Annotated in this window: 12 protein-coding genes; 1 reads left to right on the top strand and 11 read right to left on the bottom strand. The window is 40.5% G+C overall.

The window, feature by feature from the left end; all coding sequences use genetic code 11:
• Positions 1 to 120: 120 nt before the first annotated feature.
• The 10 genes from L877_RS0102265 to nth form a co-directional block, all read right to left on the bottom strand.
• Complete coding sequence (locus tag L877_RS0102265) at positions 121 to 2,766, bottom strand: SGNH/GDSL hydrolase family protein (RefSeq protein ID WP_026834713.1); 2,646 nt, start codon at positions 2,764 to 2,766, stop codon at positions 121 to 123.
• Between the two features lie 115 nt (positions 2,767 to 2,881).
• Complete coding sequence (gene recN / locus L877_RS0102260; RefSeq protein ID WP_026834712.1) at positions 2,882 to 4,564, bottom strand: DNA repair protein RecN; 1,683 nt, start codon at positions 4,562 to 4,564, stop codon at positions 2,882 to 2,884.
• A 43-nt stretch (positions 4,565 to 4,607) separates the two neighbouring features.
• Positions 4,608 to 8,543, bottom strand: coding sequence for an Ig-like domain-containing protein (locus L877_RS0102255; protein WP_026834711.1), 3,936 nt, complete (start codon positions 8,541 to 8,543; stop codon positions 4,608 to 4,610).
• 142 nt (positions 8,544 to 8,685) lie between these two features.
• Positions 8,686 to 9,003 carry a thioredoxin gene (gene trxA / locus L877_RS0102250; RefSeq protein ID WP_026834710.1) on the bottom strand — a complete coding sequence of 106 codons (318 nt, stop codon included), beginning with the start codon at positions 9,001 to 9,003 and terminating at the stop codon, positions 8,686 to 8,688.
• Between the two features lie 15 nt (positions 9,004 to 9,018).
• Positions 9,019 to 9,216, bottom strand: a complete 198-nt coding sequence (locus tag L877_RS0102245) for a ferredoxin-thioredoxin reductase catalytic domain-containing protein (RefSeq protein WP_026834709.1) — start codon at positions 9,214 to 9,216, stop codon at positions 9,019 to 9,021.
• 12 nt (positions 9,217 to 9,228) lie between these two features.
• Entirely contained in the window at positions 9,229 to 9,801 is a 573-nt protein-coding gene (locus L877_RS13300) for a DUF1836 domain-containing protein (RefSeq protein WP_051437617.1), read from the bottom strand.
• Positions 9,802 to 10,161: 360 nt separating this feature from the next.
• The gene (locus tag L877_RS13295) at positions 10,162 to 10,758 is read right to left on the bottom strand and encodes a manganese efflux pump MntP (RefSeq protein ID WP_207637217.1); all 597 of its coding nucleotides are present in this window, start codon (positions 10,756 to 10,758) and stop codon (positions 10,162 to 10,164) included.
• A 4-nt stretch (positions 10,759 to 10,762) separates the two neighbouring features.
• A complete protein-coding gene (fabF, locus tag L877_RS0102230; RefSeq protein ID WP_034784869.1) occupies positions 10,763 to 11,986 on the bottom strand; it encodes a beta-ketoacyl-ACP synthase II in 1,224 nt (407 codons plus the stop codon).
• Positions 11,987 to 12,036: 50 nt separating this feature from the next.
• Positions 12,037 to 13,767, bottom strand: coding sequence for an AMP-binding protein (locus L877_RS11780; protein WP_084554731.1), 1,731 nt, complete (start codon positions 13,765 to 13,767; stop codon positions 12,037 to 12,039).
• Positions 13,768 to 13,819: 52 nt separating this feature from the next.
• Positions 13,820 to 14,446 (bottom strand): endonuclease III, encoded by a 627-nt coding sequence (gene nth, locus L877_RS0102220; protein ID WP_026834707.1) that lies wholly within the window; start codon positions 14,444 to 14,446, stop codon positions 13,820 to 13,822.
• 207 nt (positions 14,447 to 14,653) lie between these two features.
• Between nth and L877_RS13290 the strand changes: the two genes are divergently transcribed.
• On the top strand, positions 14,654 to 16,369 hold the full coding sequence (locus L877_RS13290) for an endo-1,4-beta-xylanase (protein WP_051437615.1): 1,716 nt from the start codon (positions 14,654 to 14,656) through the stop codon (positions 16,367 to 16,369).
• A gap of 147 nt (positions 16,370 to 16,516) precedes the next feature.
• Here the strand turns inward: L877_RS13290 and L877_RS0102210 are convergent, their stop codons facing one another.
• A complete protein-coding gene (locus L877_RS0102210) occupies positions 16,517 to 17,287 on the bottom strand; it encodes a helix-turn-helix transcriptional regulator (RefSeq protein WP_026834706.1) in 771 nt (256 codons plus the stop codon).
• Positions 17,288 to 17,298: the final 11 nt, after the last annotated feature.

Genomic DNA, 17,298 nt, shown 5'->3' with positions numbered 1-17,298 from the left:
CGGCTATTGCCGCCCTCCTTTGTTTATTTGCAACAAATGTCGCATATTTTATCCTTAAAATATCAGGTGAGAACTAGCCCCACCTGATATTTACATAAGATTCTATTGTAAATAATATGATTACTTATTAATTCCAAGAGCCAACAAAGTAAACTCCTTAGACTCGTTTCCTTCTGCCATTCTAACTTCTACAGTATGCTCTTTTGCTGTATCCTCGTTGAATGCAAGTACAGTTGTCGCATTGTTCCAACCATCTGTAGCATAACCATTCATGTCACATTTCTTAACACCATCAACATAGAGCTCTGCAGCACCTGTTGCTGTACTGTTAGAAAGCTTATAAACTACCAACAAGTTCTTACATGTGGTCTTGAATGTGAGCGGCTCACTTCCGCTAGTAGCCGTATGCTTCCAGTTTGTTGGGAACTTCTGGCTAGAGCTGTCGAAGAGGAATGTTCCTGTGGCAGTATCCTTTTCGCTAAATCCACCTGCTTTAAAGTCTGTAGTTGAAGCTTCTACTCTGTCAGGGCTAACAAGATATGTATTCTCGTAAGCGTCTGTAATCTTTGGCTCATCCGGTACGGCAGGTCCATCAATTGCTTCATTTTTCTCTGTCTCAGCGAACATTTTCATGATACACTGTGCTGTAAGCTCATAACCATTATTACTTGGATGAAGTGAATCTGAGAAGTACCAATCCTGGAATCCGATAATATCCATGAATTTGTCTCCGCTCACCGGATCCTTAGAATCAACTGCATTTTTCATGCTTACCATTGGAAGACCATAGTACTCTCCAAGTGGGATATATGTCTGCTGCATATTCCAATCACTTGCAAATACAGAGAACATGAGAACTACAGCTGTTCCTTCTTTCATTGCTCTTCTGATGATACCCTCATAAGCACCACCATTAGTACATTCACCACTATCATTTACCGCAAACTCCAAGAAGAGAATATCAGGGCTTTTTCCTTCATTCTTGTCGAGTACATCTCTCTCATATCTAACAACTCCGAGAGATGAAGGAGTTCCGCTCATACCGGCATTGATATACTTGACATTATCGCCGGTACCGTATTTATCAGCAAAGGCTTTGCATGAAACAGCTGCATAACACTTATTATTAGGTGTTGCATTTGCTCCCTCTGTCACAGAACCACCAAGGTATGCGATAGTGACATCTTCACCTTTTTTAGCTTTTTCAATAACTCTCTTTACAGCATCACCTCTACCTGATGAGATGAAAGATGACTCAACCATCTCTGCTGTCTGAGTTTCATTTGGTGCAAATTTAACAATCTCAACTGCTCCAGGATATGCAATCTCGAGACTCTTGATAGTAAGTTCCTCAATATTCTCGCCATATGTATATCCCTTAAAGAGAATTGTTGATGACTCTTGCTTAGCAGTAAATGCATAGACAGCCTCAAAATCTCCTACAGTATAATCGCTGTTATCTTCTGCATCCTGTGTGAATTTATAAATATTTGATGTCGCACTGTCTACACCAGGACAGAGATATGCTCTAAATCCGTTGGCACCTGAATTTGTACCCTTGATTCGAACAGTTACTGTCTCTCCAGTCTGAACTTTCTGAGGAAGTGTAAATGTGAAAATCTTCTGGTCTCTTGCAATGAATTCATTTACATTAGTATCCCAGATACAATTATCAGCTTCACTCAGTGTTCCATGACTTGTCATGCTAACATCCATAAATGAAGGTGCTTTTGCTACTTCAATGCTTGAAATAACCAAGTCTTTGATTTGCTCTCCATAAGTATATGCCTTAATGGTGATAGCTTCGCACTCCTTCTTGGCTGTTATCTTAAATGACTGCTCAAACTCGCCGGTCTTGAATCCATCCGGACATCCTTCCTTTGTGAAGAGAGCCTGATCTGAATTAGCATTACCTGCAGCATCACCATACCATGCTCTAAATCCATTAGGATCATTGTTTATACCTTTGATCTTGATATAAACTGTTTCACCGGCTGCAATCTTGCCGATTGGTGAAGACAAGCAGAAATATTCCTGATTCTTTACAACAATATTTCCCTCTGCATCAAGGCTCACGCCGCTTCCTCCGCCAGGAGTTGTAATCGTGTCCTTAGGAACTTCTTCGTAAGTAACAAACTTCTCCATCTCATCAACAAAACCATCATTAGGCTTGCTTGATGGTGTGGCATCCGGAGTAGCAACTGGCTCCTTAGATGGTTCCACACTTGGCGCCGCACTTGGTACCGCACTTGGCACCTGAGTTGGAGCAACACTTGGAGCTTCACTTGATACATTCGCACTTGGCACTGCACTAGGTGCACTGCTTGGAACACCACTTGCTTTCGCGCTGGCAGCTGCAGTAGGTACTGTACTTGCTATTGCAGTTGCCTTAGCTGGAGCTGCAGTGTTAGTAACCTTCTTGCTCTTCTTCTTTACTGTTACTTTTACCTTTCCAAGTTTTCTCTTTTTCCCATTGAGTTTCTCGGTTACAGTAATCTTCGCTGTTCCGGCCTTCTTTGCCTTGACAACACCCTTCTTGTTTACCGTTGCCACTTTCTTTTTACTTGACTTGAAAGTGTACTTAGCTTTCTTGACCTTGTTCTTAATCTTAACTGTCTTCTTTTTCCCCACAGTAATTGTAAGTTTTTTCTTGGCCAACTTTGCTTTTTTTGCAGCATTTGCATCTGCTGATCCAAGTGGAGCCGCTGTAACTACAAGCGCCAACGCCAAGGCCGCACTTAGACCCTTCTTAAATGTTTTTTTCATTTGTAAATACCTCCAAAATAGTTAATTTTTTCTTACTATTCTATTTTATAACATTTTGGAGTTTTGGTCTAATAAAACTTGTATTATACTTACAGCTATCCCTATAATTACATAATTATAATCTATTCTTTAATTTATTCGCCTGTTCCTTCATCTCTCTTGCATTTGATATGACTGTTTCAGTAATCGTCGCACCCCCCAGCATTCTAGCCAGTTCTTCCTCAATCTGATTGTCATCTATTCTCTCAATGCAAGTCTTGGTATCATCACTTGTGACATTCTTTTGAATGATAAAGTGTGTATCCGCCATTGCCGCAATCTGCGCCAAGTGAGTAATACATAACACTTGATGCTTACTTGCAATAGCAGCCATCTTTTCAGACACCTTTTGAGCAGTTCGTCCACTGATTCCCGTGTCAATCTCGTCGAAAATCAGAGTTCCGATATTATCAACACCGGCGAATACCGACTTAATAGCTAACATTATCCTCGACAATTCTCCTCCGGAGGCAACCTTTGCCAAAGGATTAAGGCTTGTACCCGGATTCGGCGCAACCAAGAATTCAACTTCTTCGCGCCCCTTTGATGTAAATGAATCCAGTCTATTAATGGCAATCTCAAATCTAACTTTCTCAAAGTTCAAATCCTCAAGAGTATCTATGATTTCGACTTCCAATTTCCCAGCCGAAGCATGTCTCAACTCGCTCAGCCTATCGCACAATCGATCTAGCTTCTGTTCAATCTCATCCCTTTGATCTTTTAGCTCCTGTCTATATACTTCAAAGTCTTCATACTTCTTGATTTTATCACACAAATCATCGTAGTATTGCTTGATTTCTACATAAGTAGAACCGTACTTTCTCTGACAGCTTCTTATTAGATCAAGTCTCTGTTCCTTTTCTCTGATTTCAGACTCGTCATAGATAACAGAATCCATATAATCCTTAAGAGAGTGATCAAAACCAACTATCAAGTCCTCGATTTCACAGAGTTCTTCCCGAAGTAAACCTATCTTATCATCTATATCCGCAATCTCTGTTATTTCGCGGAGAGCCCTACCAACATAATCTTCACAACTATCTGAACTGCCACATATCAGCTCTCTAACGGAAGAAAGATTCTCCATAATCCTAGCCGAATAAGATAACTTTCTTACTTCCTCAGCCAGCTCTTCTTCCTCGCCTTGTTGTATGTTGGCATTTTCAATTTCATCTCTCTCATAGATCATAAAGGACAGCTGTCTCTCGCGCTCCTCCGGAGTCAGATTATCTGAGTCAAGTTCTCGCTGAATCGCGGAATATTTTCCATAAAGAACCTTGATCTCATCTTTGATTTCCCCGGCTTCGTCCCCTATGTATCTATCTAATACTTCCATATGGTATTCTTTTTTGAGTAGAGACTGGTGCTCATGCTGGCCGTGTATATCAATCAGATAAGCCGCAACCTTCTTGATAGTACTAACAGACACGCTCTCGCCATTAATCTTATTGACACTTCTATTGGCAGTGATTCTCCTTGAAATCACGATTTGCCCATCCTCTGTCTCGACTCCCAACTCCTCAAGTGCAGCTATGACAGAATCATCTTCCACTTGAAATACCAATTCAACCATGGCATTGTCGCCATTATTTCCTATCATCTCGGATGAAACTCTTCCACCCAAAGCTATATTAATCGATCCGATAATGATGGATTTTCCGGCACCGGTCTCGCCGGTAAGAATATTGAGACGGTCCCCGAAATCCACATCAATCTCATCTATAATCGCAAAATTCTTTACATGTAAATTTACTAACATGATACCTCCCTGAACTTGTTAAGTCATCGCACGTCCTAGTCTATTATAACCCGCGAACTGTAACTTTACAAGACATTTTCAACCCACGAACCTTAGCATATATTCTGCAGGTTCCCTTGCGCTTAGCCGTAACCAAACCACTTGCAGTCACTGATGCTATTGAAGGATTAGAAGAATACCATGTGATTCCCTCTTTGATCTCATCAACGCTCAGCTGCTCTTTGTCATACAGGCGAAGCGGAAGTTTGGTTCTATTCATGCCAACAACCAATACATCCACATGACCCTGCATTCCATTGGATGTCACGCCGTAGATAGTCGCCTGACCACGTCTCTTGGCATATATCTTACCATTGCTATTCACAGTTGCAACTCTCTTATTATCTGAGTAGTAGCTAATTCCATCAGAAGAGTTAAATGGTTCGATAGTTATGCCGGACTGAATATGTCTGCCCTTTGTGACAATCACTTCTTGATTAGAAACTGTAACCCCTGTGGCCGGCACAGGTTCAACTACATTCACAAGGCAAACTGCACTTTTGTTAGACCCATCCTTGCTCTTGGCGCGAATCTTGCAAAGTCCCGGACTTATTCCCTGGATTCTTCCTGTGGAATCCACTGTTGCCACCGCATTGTCACTCGAGCTCCAGCTGAGACTTCTAATTGTGGCATTCCTTGGCGTAATCTTGGCACTCAGTTTAAATGTTCGCCCAACAAGGACTTTGACATTATATCTACTTAGTTTTATCTTTTTAACTTTATTAATTACCTTAACCTTGCAGGTAGCTTTTACCTTGGAGCCATCCTGAGCCATACAAGTTATTGTGGCTGTTCCAACCTTCTTGGCTGTTACTCTTCCCTTAGAATTAACCTTTGCCACAGACTTTTTAGAGCTCTTCCATTTGAGTTTTTTCTTGGAAGAGGCTGTCTTATACTTGGCTTTGATGGTAAACTTTTTACCCTTTTGTATAGTTTTTTTCTTAGGAGTTAGCTTTAATGTTGTGACAACCTTGGTCTTTTCCGTAACTGTCACAAGGCAACTAACTACAAATCCTCCGGACTTTGAAACTCCCTTCACAAGGGCTGTTCCACCCTTAGCACCGGTCACTACAATATCCGACACACTTCCGTTTGATGGCTTAGTAAGCTTTACAACTGCCCCATCAGAAGTTGTCCAAGTCACTGTCTTGTCATGAGTTTCCTTTGGAGTAAATTCCGGTGACAAAGTTATACTCTGTCCCACTTTCAAATCCGCTTTCTCAGGATTGAGCTTTAACCCTGTTGCAGCTTCCTTAACATTTACCTGAATAACCGCCACTTGCCCTGTCGAAGTACTGGCTTGAATAAATGTTGTTCCGGTTTTCTTACCGGTAATCACTCCAGTAGCTGAATCCACAGTTGCCACTGCCGTATTATAAGATGAAAAGGTAATTGTATCTGTTCCATCTGCTGGTGTCTTTACGATGGTTGGCTTAAATGTTTCTCCAGCCAAAATCTCACACGTAGTAGGAGAAAAAGACAGCTTGGTAATCGGCTGCTTGACGTGAATCTTAAGCTGAGCAGCCGGTCCCTCAGAACTCTTCACGAATAAAATAGTCTCTCCCGCTTTCTTTCCCACAATTGTCGCCTGATTGGTATCCTTATCATAATTCACAGAAGCCACTGAATTATCAGTAAACTCCCAACTAAGCGTCGTCTCGCATCCAACCGGCAGTAAAGATACCTTGACCACCTTGTTTGTTCCGGCATTTATAGTCACATCCGCATCTGACAAACTGAGTTCTTCACAGCCAGATGTAACCTTAACAGGAATCTGAACATAAACTCCATTTGGATTATACTTTGGCGCCACCATGATAAATGTAGCACCCGGGCCCTTACCCGTAAGCGTTCCATACTCATCAACCGTCACAATTCCGGTGTCAAGTGATGACCAACTTATATCCGTCATAGTTACATTTTTTGGTGTAAAACTATCAATCTTAAGTTGCTGCGTAGCTCCCGACTTCATCTCCACACTTTCTTTGTTGAGCTTTATTGATTCATACGGAGCATTTATCTTGACCGTACATACTTCCTGTTCTTTGTTGAGAGAATTGACAACTGTGACAGTTACGGACCCTCCGTCAGCCGGCACTGCCTTGGCTGTGATAGTCGCCGTCTTATTATCTGATGTTAGCGTATAGGAAAGAGCACTTTCATCAGAAATATACCAATCATATGGCGCTATAGCCACTTCAGGATTAGCCTTTACATTGAGCACAATACTCTCTCCAACATTCATAACCGCCGAAGTCTGTGAAATAGTCAGATTGGCAGCAGTTGTAATAACCTTAACCTTACATGTTGCAATATACTCTCTACCACCATTTCCGTTGGAATTATTGGTATATGATGCCCTTATCGTCACGTCTTCACTTGTCACCTTTACTCCCTTTATCATTCCTGTGGCATCTACCGTGACAAGACTCGGATCACTGGAACTCCAACTAACATCCGTATTTGGTATTCCCGATCCGTTAAACATGGAATTCAATGACACACTCTGTCCCACATACATAGTTATATAGGTCTGATCCAGAGTGAATGTATCTCCAATGGTAAGAGATATTCTAAACTTGGAACTATCAAGTTCTGCTGCCTTCTCCGGATTCGTCAACTCTCTTATTAAGTTTCTATACTCCGATTTTGTGATAACATCGGCATAAACTATAGTTGTTCCGTCCACATTGGTATCCTTGGCATGAATAACTGCACCCTCGTTTAACTTATCCGCATAGGTCTGCCAAGCTCCTGCATTGGAACTCATAGTCACATTAAAATATTTATTAAACTCATCTACTGTTATATTAAAAGCATCTGCAATGCTAAAATTCGAATCCACCGGGATAGTCTCTGCATAGTCAGAAAAGCTTGCATAGATTGTCAAATTCAACACAGTTGGGGCAAAAACATCATTTGATATATTATCCGACTCGCTCTCATAAGCACCTCTTGGATAAAAGTATATGCGGTAAACTCCGGCTTTTCCGGTCACTCTCAATTGATTAGATCTACTAGAAATCGGCGTCACACTTATGAGATCAGACTGTTTTCCAAAGGAATCTGCTATTAACTCCTCGCCTCCGGAGGCAGTATCCTTCTTAATCGCCCATACAACTTTATTGCTGAGCGCTTCTGTATTATTGGAAAAATCTGCATCAACATAAACGCTAGATCCGTTGTCAATACCGAATTCTGCGTTCTTCATAAATCCACTGTTTTTATTGCTAACTGAAGGGTAAACATATGCATCAACCGACGTTGTATACGATGTTTCCGGGCTATCTTCAGGCGTATATGTAGCCGTTATCTTGGCCTTACCTGCTCCGACAGGTTTCACAACTCCGTTTGAAGAAACTTCCACAACTTCGCTGTTAGAGCTCGTCCATTGGGCATCAGCGGCCTCTCCGTAATTAAGTGCAAGCGGAACATTTTCATCTCCCACATGCATGAACATGGACTTTGAAGAGTCTCCCTGATGAGCGTACTTAAAAACATTGTCATTAATACTTGTATCTACAGAAAATACCACTCTGAGTTTGCAAGTCACGCTACCGATAGTTGTTCCAATCTCGTCCCCTGTCTTATTGTAAACCGTAGCGGACACAGTCACTTCCCCCGGCGCCTTGGCCGTAATAATTCCATATATTTGCGCGCTTCCTTCTTCAATGGTGGCAATATCTCTACCTGTCTCAATACTCCACTGGACTTCATAAAGGGTCTTGTCCTCATACATAGTCTCAGAGTCAGACTGAAGAATCAGCTGCACCTGTTTGTTCTTAACCTCTCTGGCAGTACTTGGCGTCAATACTTCTCCATCACAAGTGATATGAAGATCATTGGCAGCCAGGGCATTGTATCTAAAATACTGAAAAACCCCCAGTACAGCAAGAATCGTTATTATCAATGTAAGTAAAATCTTTCTGCTCTTTTGCATATCAAACCCTCCTCGTCAAATGTTCACAAAATATATCGTCTATATACGTATTATTCTAAAGCAAATTTATGTCAGAAATCGCACAAAAAAGCCTAGATATCCACGACATGCAATAGGCATCCCTAATATCTAGGCATAGTTTTTAAAGTGAATTAATTATTGTCATAATCTCACTCTTGTCTTTGTATCCAACAAAGGAATCAGCAACTTTTCCCTCTTTGAAGAAAAATACCGTAGGAATACTCTCAATATCATATTCCATTGCCAAGTCTCTCGCTTCATCAACATTAACTTTGCCAACCTTAATCTTTCCCTGGCACTCCTCAGCAATCTCTGAGATTACAGGGCCAAGCATCTGGCATGGACCACACCAAGTCGCCCAAAAGTCTACCAATACCGGAATATCACTTCCTAGCACCTCTTGTTTAAAATTCTCCGCTGTAAGAACAACTTCTGCCATAATGTTTTCCTCCTTTTACTTCTCTTTGTAATACAACCTGCAATGGCAATATCCCTCAAAATCCGGATCAGCTATCTGCTGACGAAACTCCTCGCAGATACACTTGTACTCCGGTTTTTGCTGAAGTCTGCATGGACAATATCCATCATTCTTTGCCAGGCCTTCTTTGATTGTCTTAACCACACTTTCATCTTCATTTAATCTTACCGCCATAGAATAACCTCCTTAATCTTCTTCCTCCATAAGGAGTAATTTCTCCGACAAAAGCTGAGAAAACCCCCCAATCATGGCTGACGTGATAATCAAGTCATTAGTACGTCTTGTAGCATCCTCCACTGTGAGCTCCTCCTTGAAAAATGGTCTGGCAAGAATCCTAGCCTGTCTCACAAAATAAGTAGATGCAAGTTCATGTTGATTTACGAAAGATACATAAAACTTCTCTAACTCCGCGTCTGTCAAGTTATCCGGAATTAGTTTTTGTATCAATGCAATACTAAGAGAATGCTTGAGTGTTAGGATGATAATCAAGTATGCAATATGCTTTCTATAGTATCTTTTCTTAACCGGAACAGGCATTATCTTCTTGCGAACATAATTATTGATTGTAGCCGCAGTGATAAACTGTTCCTCTCTCAGCTCCGGTGGCAAATAGTCGAGGTATTGCTGCAACAAAACCAATACCTGCTCCATATAGAGTCCGAGGTTTGGTATATTGTCCCAGGCCGGAAGATTGTAATTCTCCATATACTTCTCCCATCTCTCCAGTTTTGATGCAACATACTTTCCTTCGTATTCCACAATCATATCCTCCATGAACGAAAATCTTATATAAATTTTACCATTCTTATGCAAATTTCTCAACAAATATTTTTTACATCTTTTTTCAAAAAACAGTTGACATGATATATCTCATGTGTTAATCTAATATCGTAGATTAGATGAGTTGATTCATTTAACTACATCCTTTTATGTGTATGCGTTAAATGCTCTTCTATCATTTACTATACGTCATACACACATAGTATAAGCAGTAGCATAAGCCCTCTTTGCTACTTGCAAGATTTGTCTGGCTCATAACGTTTTGCTTACCACCACAAACTTACCTCTCTCTTACATAAGTTTGTAGTTGCTGGTTATGAGCTTTTTTTTTGCATTTTTTTAGAATACTAAGATTTTTACTCCGATTAGAATAAGGATAATTCCACCTGCAACTTGAGCATAGCTTGTAAATCTCTCTCCAAGTTTTTTCCCAATACTGATTCCGATATAACAAATAACTAATGTAACAATACCAATAATGCTGCTTTCCAACAGTGATTCCTCTAAGTTGAGAAGCGTCAGAGACACTCCCACAGAGAGAGCATCCAACGCAGTAGCGCACCCTTCGGCCATGAGCTTAAAAGGTTTAATAATGCCATTCGATACTGCAACTTTATCATCATCACCAGAAAAGTTATCCCCTCTTTTCCCTTCAAGGATAGCACTTATGAGCATATGTCCCCCAACTATAAGCAAGAGCACAAATGATACAATAGGAATATACTTTGCATATTCTATATGATTTTCTATATATAAATGTCCCAAAAAATATCCTGCAAATGTGAACAAAAACTGACAGAATCCAAAAGTTGATGCGATTATCACCTTCTGGATTCTCCTTATGTTAATGTTGCACAATCCGTAAACAACAGATACCGAAAAAGCATCCATTGCAAGGCTCACACCGGCAATAATGGAGCCCAAAATCAACAACATAATACTATTCATATTTCTTAAAAATCACACTCGAATTCTGTCCACCAAATCCAAATGAATTACTCATTGCTACGTTTACTTGTTTCTCTACAGCCTTATTAGGAGCATAATTAAGCTTCTCGCACTTTTCATCGAGATTATCGAGATTGATAGTCGGTGGTACAATACCAGTCTCTATAGCTTTAATACACGTAATTGCCTCAGTTATTCCTCCTGCTGCCATCATATGTCCCGTAGCTCCCTTAGAAGATGTCACATACATATCTGATGTATGATCGCCAAATACCTTGACAATGGCACTCGTCTCTATCGGATCTCCCACAGGAGTACTCGTTCCATGAGTATTGATATAATCTACATCTTCCGGCTTGATGCCTGCATTTTCCACAGCTTTCTCCATGCAGAATATAGCACCAATTCCCTCTGGGTGAGGACTTGTAACATGATATCCATCAGTGCAATTAGAAAAACCGGCAATCTCCGCAATAATCTTTGCGCCTCGCTTCTTGGCATTCTCTTCTGTCTCAATCACAAGAGCTCCACCGCCTTCACCGATGACAAATCCATCTCTGTCTCTGTCAAATGGTCTGGACGCCTTGGCCGGATCCGGATTAGTAGAGAGCGCATGAGCCGATGTCAATCCAAGTATAAATATAGGCGACAATGCTGACTCGGTTCCCATGGCAACAACTGCATCTGCCTGGCCTGCCTGTATGAGCATACATGCGGTACCGATAGCATCTCCTCCCGAGGAACAAGCTGTACTAACAGTCAAGCTGGGACCTCTATATCCCTTGGCTATGGCAACTTGAGCTGCCGCTTCATTTCCTATAATCTTAGGGACAAACCTAGGACTGACCTTACTGCGAATGCCCTTGCTGAGCACATCCTGAGTTTCTGAAATATGATTAATTCCGCCCAGTGCTGTTCCAACAACAATTCCCATTCTATCAGGTTCTGCTGCCTCACCAGCTTGATCAATCGCCTGCATAGCTGCCGCAAATCCATATTGCATAAAAGGATCCATCTCTCTCGTGAGCTTCTTAGGCATGTGCTCTGAGGGCTCAAAATCCTTGATTTCTCCTGCAACTTTAACGGGAAGCTCGGATGTGTCAAAGCGTGTTATCTCATTGATTCCACACTTTCCGGCAACCAAGTTATCCCAATACTCATCAACTGAATTTCCAAGTGGGGTTATGGCCCCCATACCTGTAATAACTAATCTCATCTCAAAACGGACACTGAGTCCAATCCTCCTTATATATTCTGATGCAAATTCTACTTCTCTGCATCTTCATTCTTCTCTTCATCAGCGACTTCCTCTGCCTTCTTCTCGGCTTCTCTCGCTGAGTCAAGCCTAATTTCTTTCCTTCGAATCTTGCCACTAATAGTCTTAGGCAACTCCTTAGTAAATTCCAATACCTTAGGCCATTTGTATGAAGCAATATTGGCCTTTAGAGACTTCATAATATCATTCTTAAGCTTATCACTTCCATCTACTGAATCAATCAAAACTATGCTAGCCTTAATCGTCTGTCCACGAATAGGATCCGGCACAGGAGTAACTGCACATTCTCTTACATATGGAAGTTTCATAATCTCATTCTCTATTTCATAAGGTCCAATGCGATAACCACTTGATTTGATAACATCATCAGCTCTTCCGCAATACCAGAAGTAACCATCTTCATCTATATAAGCTGTATCGCCTGTATGATAATATCCATCATACCAAACCGAATTAGTCTTCTCTTCGTCTTCAAGATATCCCAAGAACAGACCATTTGGCTTTCCATTCTTGGTATTTACCACAATCTCTCCAACCTCACCTGGATCGGCAAATGTTCCGTCATTTCTCATAATCGCTAAATCATAATGAGGCAAAGCCTTGCCCATTGAACCCGGTCTAATCTCTGTTCCCTTTATATTTCCAATCATGAGAGTGGACTCAGACTGTCCAAATCCCTCGTGAATCGTAAGCCCTGTTTTGTTTCTGAACTTCTCCAAAACTTCTGAGTTAAGGGCCTCTCCGGCAGTAGTCACGCTCTTGAGTGATGACAAGTCGTAACCATCCAGCTTCAAATGCACAAGAACACGGTATACCGTAGGTGGCGCACAGAAAGAAGAAATCTTGTAAGTTTCTATCATCTTCAAGATTTCCTTGGCATCGAAGTTGTCAAAGTCATCTGTGAATATAGTTGCCTCGCTCATCCACTGACCATATATCTTGCCCCAGAGAGCCTTAGCCCAACCGGTATCGGCAATTGCAAGATGAACACTCCCCGGTCTTACCTGATGCCAATAATATGCTGTGACAAAGTGACCAAGCGGATATCTAAAATCATGACATGCTATCTTAGGATAAGATGTCGTTCCCGATGTAAAGAACATGACAGATGGATCATCACCATGTATGGCATTTTCCTCCACAGGTCTCTTGTATACATCCGAAAAATACTTAAGTTCTTTGTTAAATAGTCTCCAACCCTTTTTGTTACTTCCAACGAGAATCTTGGCCTTAAGACCATTGTACTTCTTGACAGCCTTATCTATCTCATTAGAAGAGTTTCCTACAGCTGTACATATAACTGCGTCGACTCTCGCCTTCTTAAATCTGTATTCGAAGTCCGACTTAAGGAGCATCTCAGAAGTAGGAATGGCTATTGCGCCTATCTTGTGAAGTGCGAGAATAGCAAACCAAAACTGATAATTTCTCTTCAAAACAAGCATGACACGATCGCCCTTCTTGATTCCCAAAAAAGACAGATAATTCGCTACTTTTGAAGAATATCTCGACATGTCCGAAAAAGTAAATCGGCGAAGTTTACCCCTATTTGATACATGGATCATAGCAAGTTTCTTGGGACACTTCTTGGCCAATTCATCTACTATATCATATGCAAAATTAAAATCTTCATCATTCTTATAAGAAAGATTCTGTAATACTCCCTCAGAATCTTCCTCCACCTCAATATACCTTGATGCAATTAAATTATCAATACTGCTCATTCTATAGCATCCTCCTTAAAAAAATCGCCCTCGAATTATACTTTACCATAAATTATCTCTTTTTACAAGAAAAGTTTAATGCGCATTTTTCACACTCAGGTTCCCTTGCCTTACACACTGCACGGCCGTGATCAACCAGCCTATGACAAAAGTCATTGCTCTTCTCAGGTGGAATGATCTTCCACAATTCTCGCTCCACCTTGGTAGGATCTTTGATTCCATCCACTAAACCCATTCTATTTACCAATCGTATGCAATGAGTATCGGTAACTATTGCCGGCTTTCCATATATATCTCCCATAATTAAGTTGGCACTTTTCCTGCCAACACCTGCTAAACTCATAAGATCGTCAAAATTATCCGGCACTTTACCTCCAAAGTCATGAACGATTTGATTCATGCATTTGTGAATATCTCTGGCCTTACTTTTTCCCAACCCACATGGGCGAACTATCTTTTCAATATCCTCAGGACTTGCTTCGGCCAAAGCCTGTGGAGAATCATACTTCTTATAAAGTTCTTTTACTACTATATTAACTCTCTCATCTGTGCATTGAGCGGCAAGCCTGACGCTCACCAAGAGTTTCCATGGCTCATCAAACTCCAGTGAACATCCGGTATCAGGATACTCTTTTTCTAAAATTTCTATAATAATGCCTGCTCTCTCCTTTTTAGTCATATATCTCTCTTCCTCCATGGCACTCAAATCCATTTAGTTAAATTTTTAACAAAAAGACTTGATTTTTTTTTATTTATCAATTATTATACATATATGGTCATAAAAAATCAAACATTATTCACATTATATCATTGATTATAAAAATCAAAAATGCTATATTGTCAATGATGTGTATACAATGACATCAAGAAATGGAGAAGAAGAAAAATGATAAGTAAAAAGTTAATATCTACGGGGTTGGCGTTGAGCTTATGTGTTACTTCACTTGCAGTTCCATCTGTTTCAGATGCGGCAAAGAAGCCAAGTATCACCAAGAAGCTCACAGTTAATGTTGGTAAGTCTAAGACACTTAAGGTTAAGAAAGCGTCTAAGAAAGCCAAAGTAACTTGGAAATCTACCAAGAAAAAAGTTGCAAAAGTATCTAAAAAAGGTTCTTTGGCAGCAAAAGTAAAAGGTATTTCAACAGGAAAGTGCAAGATTAAGTGTACTGTCAAAGTTGGTAAGAAAAAGTACAAACTTACTTGTGCAGTAACTGTTAAAGGTAACAAAAAGACTAACAAAGCTACTACTGCTCCAGCAGCTAGCAACAAGCCAGTTGAAAGTGCAGCAGCTAATACAAGTTCTGCTCCGGTAGCGACTACTACTCCAGCAGCAACTCCAGTGGCTACACCAAGCTTTGTGACAATGACACCGGCAACTAAACCTCCGGTAACACTTCCACAAAGTTTTAAAAATAATTACAATGGTATATTCGAGCACATTGGAACATGTGCAAATTACTATGGATATGGCAACAAGAAAGACCAGCTTAGAGACGAAGAGCCTATGAACTTTATCAAAGATCAGTTCAACAGCATCACTCTCGAGAATGAGATGAAGCCAGATAGCGTTCTTGGTAATAACAGTACTGTTATCACAGTAGCTCAGGCCAAAGAGCTTGGTTATGTCATTCCGGATAATTATAAAGAAGAAGTTGTTCCACAGCTTAACTTTGAGCCGGCAGATGGCGCTCTTAAGTATTGTAAGGACAACGGTGTTCAGCTCAGAGGTCACACATTGATGTGGCACCAGCAGACTCCTGCTTGGTTCTTCAGAGCTGATTATAACGGCGGAAAGGCTGTAGTTTCAAAAGAAGTTATGGATGCTCGTCTTGAGTTCTATGTTAAGACTTGTATGAAGCACATCTTCGACAAGGAGAAGGAACTCACTGGTGAATACGGTTCACTTTGCTACGCTTGGGATGTTGTAAATGAATATTTACATCACACAAACCAGCCGGGTAGCACAACATGGATCGATGTATACGGCGAACAGGAACTTAGACCTGAGTATGTTAAGAAGGCCTTCCAGTTTGCAAACCAGATGGTTGAGGAGTATAATTGTAAAGACAAAGTAACTCTCTTCTACAATGACTATGATACTTACTTTGAAGTTGAGGATCTTGTAAAATTCGTTAATTTCATTAACGAAGGTGAGAAGACCAACATCTGTCAGGGTATCGGAATGCAGAGTCATATAGATATCGAGAGACCTACTATAGATGAATTCAAGTATGCACTTGAAACATTCATGAATACTGGACTTGAAGTTCAGATTACAGAGCTTGATATTACTATTAACTTCGACACAGACGAGTCTAATGGTAGAGAAGCTAAGTTTGACTATAAGGATGAAGACGAGACTTGGGATGATCAGGCAAAATTCGTTAAAGATTTTATGCATATGATTCTCAATGTCCAGAAGACACGTAACTTGGTTACAGCTCCTAAGGGACTTACAGCAATCACAATTTGGGGATTGTTCGATAAATGTTCTTGGAGAAACAAGTGTGAACCTCTCTTCTTCTCAAATGGAATTGAAATGGATGAAGCAAAACCTGCTTACTATTCATTCCTTGAAGCAGCCGACGAGTGGTATAATTAATTTTATATTAATTATCCTTCCAAATATATAATTTTTTCCTAATTTTACCCCCTGGCGATCTGTCAGGGGGCTCTTTATTGTCTTACGACCGTAGGGAGTAAGACCAGCAATATGCGATTCCATAAATCCTATTATTTTAACTAAATATCACAATTGAGAATTTCTCTTGCGGTACTCCGTAGGAGATATCCCCTCTTCTTTCTTGAACTGCCTGCAAAAATGTTCGAAGCTATTATATCCACATGCAAAACTTATTTGCTGGATATTCTGGTTCGTTTCCTTCAGCAGATATCTGGCTTTCTCCAACCTACTTTCGATCACATCATTCACACATGCTGTTCCAAAGTATGTCTTGTAATACTTTTGTACTGCTCGCACTCCCAGGTTAACTTTACCGGACATCTTCTGCAATGTCCACTGCTCCTCCGGATGCTGATAAATATTCTTTCGCAATTCAACAAAAGTTTCCTTGAGTATATCTCTACTCTCCTCATTTGCATAGTCATGTAATCTATGAAGAATAATATGCATCAATTGATCAATTATATACTCAGAACTCTCATTTTTCCAATAATTCTCATCTGCAACTGATTGCCAGTATCGGACAAAATACTCATACTCCGAACACTGTATAGGCCGATTAAACGGTAGATAAAACTCGTTATACATAGTCTCATCAGAATTATATCTAATCCATGATCCAACTATCAGACCATTTCTCGATATAAAACAAATCTTCTGTCCAGGCTTGTGTATAATGCATGTATTGGGTGGGCAAACCTGCAATTCCCCATCAATTTCAACTTCCACTTCACTCTTGAAAATTGACATTTGATATTCCCCTTCTGGTAATACATACTCTTCTCTAACGTCTCCCTCAAGCCTGTGATTAATCATAGCATACAAAATCTTGAACACTTCTTACACCT

The sequence above is a fragment of the Eubacterium xylanophilum ATCC 35991 genome (assembly GCF_000518685.1).
Taxonomy (GTDB): Bacteria; Bacillota; Clostridia; order Lachnospirales; family Lachnospiraceae; genus Eubacterium_F; species Eubacterium_F xylanophilum.
This window is presented reverse-complemented; position numbering and strand designations above follow the sequence as displayed.